The organism is Mesorhizobium sp. M7A.F.Ca.CA.002.05.1.1 (genome assembly GCF_003998335.1).
Lineage (GTDB): Bacteria > Pseudomonadota > Alphaproteobacteria > Rhizobiales > Rhizobiaceae > Mesorhizobium.
The window spans coordinates 1-2868 of the sequence record NZ_RZQI01000773.1; the positions used below are offsets into that span (position 1 = coordinate 1).

4 protein-coding genes are annotated in these 2868 nt (G+C 59.8%); 1 reads left to right on the forward strand and 3 read right to left on the reverse strand.

Annotated elements, in window-relative coordinates; all coding sequences use genetic code 11:
• Positions 1 to 147: 147 nt before the first annotated feature.
• Positions 148 to 786, forward strand: coding sequence for a chloramphenicol phosphotransferase CPT family protein (locus EN939_RS28215; protein ID WP_127270999.1), 639 nt, complete (start codon positions 148 to 150; stop codon positions 784 to 786).
• A 42-nt stretch (positions 787 to 828) separates the two neighbouring features.
• Here the strand turns inward: EN939_RS28215 and EN939_RS28220 are convergent, their stop codons facing one another.
• The 3 genes from EN939_RS28220 to EN939_RS28230 all read right to left on the reverse strand — a co-directional run.
• Positions 829 to 1971 carry a phosphatase PAP2 family protein gene (locus EN939_RS28220; RefSeq protein WP_236383050.1) on the reverse strand — a complete coding sequence of 381 codons (1143 nt, stop codon included), beginning with the start codon at positions 1969 to 1971 and terminating at the stop codon, positions 829 to 831.
• Between the two features lie 181 nt (positions 1972 to 2152).
• Positions 2153 to 2584 carry an HIT family protein gene (locus tag EN939_RS28225; RefSeq protein WP_127271001.1) on the reverse strand — a complete coding sequence of 144 codons (432 nt, stop codon included), beginning with the start codon at positions 2582 to 2584 and terminating at the stop codon, positions 2153 to 2155.
• A gap of 99 nt (positions 2585 to 2683) precedes the next feature.
• Positions 2684 to 2868 (reverse strand): peptidogalycan biosysnthesis protein (locus tag EN939_RS28230; RefSeq protein WP_206517470.1); only part of this gene is annotated, 185 nt, incomplete at its 5' end.

A 2868-nucleotide genomic window follows, 5' to 3' on the forward strand; every position in this document is an offset into this window, starting at 1 on the left:
TCAATGCCTCTTGTCAAAATCTCCTGACACAAACAGTCCAAGACACTTCAATCACATAACAAAAAACCCCGCCGAAAATCGACGGGGTTTGTCAGCAGTCTGAAAGCCCCGGAAACGGGGCTTTTTTCGTTTGCAAGGAGGAGGGGCATGAGCGGCCAGATCATCATCCTGAACGGTGCGCCGCGATCGGGAAAAACAAGCATCGCCAGAGCTGTTCAGGAGCGCTTCGATGGCGTCTGGATCAATCTCGGCGTCGACGTTTACGAGCAGGCTACGCCGGCACGCTATCGGCCCGGGATAGGATTGCGGCCCGGTGGCGAGCGTCCGGACCTTGAGGCCCTCGTGCCCGGACTATACGCCGCGCTCTACGAATCGATCGCCGCCCACAGCCGGCTGGGGCTGAATGTCGTGGCGGATATCGGCCATCACGACGCCTATTCGAGACCACTTCACATTGTGGCTGATTGCGCGCGCCGGCTTGTAGGTCTGCCGGTGCTGTTTGTCGGTGTTCGCTGCCCGCTGGAAATCATCATGGAAAGGCGTGCCGCCAGCGCGGCGGACAAGAGATATGTGACCGGCTCATCAGACGATCCGGTGCCGTTGCCCGTGCGCCTGTGGCAGGAGGAGGTCCACCGCCCAGGCGTGTACGATCTGGAAGTCGATACCTCGCTCCTGAGCCCGAAGCAGTGCGCGGATACGATCGCAGAGCAGCTTCGGCAAGCACCGTATCCAACAACGTTTCAGAAACTATCCAACCCATCCAGCGCGGCCCTTGAGCCGTTTTGACCGGCATGGCCGCCGCAGGCGGGTTCGTCCAGATCGGCGAATTTACAGCCTGCAAACGGCCGGCGATTGCATCGTGGAGCTCTCGATTTCAGCGGCCATGCGGTCCGGCGCGAAACGGGTCAGCAAATATCCGCACACCTTCCAGATCGCGATCATCAGGAATGCACCCGCATAGCCATCCAAGGCATAGTGCCAGCCAAGCACGACGGAACCGACCATAATGACGCCGGCGAATAACCACATCACAAGACCGGCCAGCCGAGACCGCCGTGTTGCATAGAGGGCGAACAGCACCGCCATCACAACGTGCAGGGATGGGAAGGCGGATATGCCGACGCTGCCGGTAGTTGCGCCGGTATAGCCACTCCACAGCATATCCTGCGTGCTGAGCGCCCAGATCGGATAGACGCGATCGGCAACGGCAAGTGCTTGCATGAGGGGGTGAAAGTCGTTGCCGAACCCCAATCGCTCGTAAAAGCAGGGGCCAGCCGACGACAGGCCCATCGCGAGGAAGAAGCCACCCAGCGTCCACACCGTCATGAAGCTCATCAGGAACTGGTGACGCAGCTTCGTATCCTTGCGTGTGATGCACACGGTGAAAACCGCGGTGATGAGCACGACGAACCAGAAATTGTACGCGATGTTGATGATCTTCAATGCAAGCGGCGACTGGACGACAAACCACAACCATTCGTGCGGGGCTCGACCGAAATGCAGGATGCGATCGGCGTGAGCCAATGCTTTGTCCCATGCGAACGGAGAGAGGATTGCAATGGCTCCCTTCAACACACCGATCGCGGATATGAAGGCAAGACCCGCACCCAGGCCATTCAGGCTGTTGGCAATGCGTTCGGCATCGCCAAAGAATCTACCCAGTGACTTGAGGAAGGTGTGCAGCGGTTCGGTTTCCCGCTGGACCAGCGCAAGGTGGAAAAGCGTCCCAAGTGCAAGGGCTGAGCCGCAAATCCAGAAGGCGATGAAAAGATACTCGGCGTATTCCGCCAGAACGCCGAAATCCGGCATGTTTCCAGTGTGCCACCCGACTGCGCTTGCCAGAAGCAGCGCAGCGGTAGCCATAGCGTGCAGCAGCCGGTGTCGCCAAAAGGCATCCGCCAAGATGCCAGGAAAAGCACGTCCGACAATAGCCCCCGTCAGTGGGGCCGATGCCGCAACCGAATGTTCCATGGTTTTGAAGCCCAGCTCGCCACGCCGTTACCATTTTACCGTGAGACGGTTCAATATTTCCTAATCAGACGATTAGAGTTGCAAACGGTTGAGTCCCGGCGCCGGCCCGCCCGGGCACTAGAATCGTCTTCTCGGCTGAACGGCGCTACCCGGTCCGCCACATCGGCTGACCTCGCGTTTCTCAATTTTCGAGTGCAGTCCGGATCTTTTCGGCATTTTCGGTCAGCACCTCCGGCTTCTCCATTCCTCCCGTGTGCGGCTTCAGCGGGATGCCGTCGAAGCGCGGAATGACATGTACGTGCAGATGATAGACGGTTTGCCCCGATGCCGGCTCATTGAACTGCATGATGGTGACGCCGTCGGCGCCAAAGGCCTTTTTCACCGCCAGCGCCACTTTCTGAACGACGCTCAAGAGATGGCCGAAAATTGACGGGTCGGCGTCGAGCAGGTTGCGCGACGGCGCTTTCGGCACCACCAGCGTGTGGCCCGGCCCCTGCGGCATCACATCCATGAAGGCGATGACAGCGTCATCCTCGTAGACCCGGTGCGAGGGAATTTCGCCGCGCAGGATCTTGGCGAAGATGTTGTCGGTATCGTAGGCGGCCTCGGTCATGGCGAACGCTCCGGATTGTGCCTTTCGTGTAGCGAAACGGTGGAAAATCGGCAAGACGATCGGACGAAGTCGGCCCTGCTCGTCAAGGCAGCCCTGTTGCTACTCCTCCAGATCCTTGCGGAACGGGGTGTGCTCTTCCAGATATTCGCTCATCCGCTCCACCTCGTGGCGTTCGCGCCTGAGGTAGTCGGCGACGGCGTTGCGCAGGCCGGGGTGCGCAATGTAGTGCGCGGAATGCATGATCACCGGCCGGTAGCCGCGCGCCAGCTTGTGCTCGCCCTGCG

Bases quoted from the DNA above. Each gene is read 5' to 3' on its own strand.
- EN939_RS28220 (WP_236383050.1), bottom strand. From the start codon at position 1,971: ATGGAACATTCGGTTGCGGCATCGGCCCCACTGACGGGGGCTATTGTC.
- EN939_RS28215 (WP_127270999.1), top strand. From the start codon at position 148: ATGAGCGGCCAGATCATCATCCTGAACGGTGCGCCGCGATCGGGAAAA.
- EN939_RS28225 (WP_127271001.1), bottom strand. From the start codon at position 2,584: ATGACCGAGGCCGCCTACGATACCGACAACATCTTCGCCAAGATCCTG.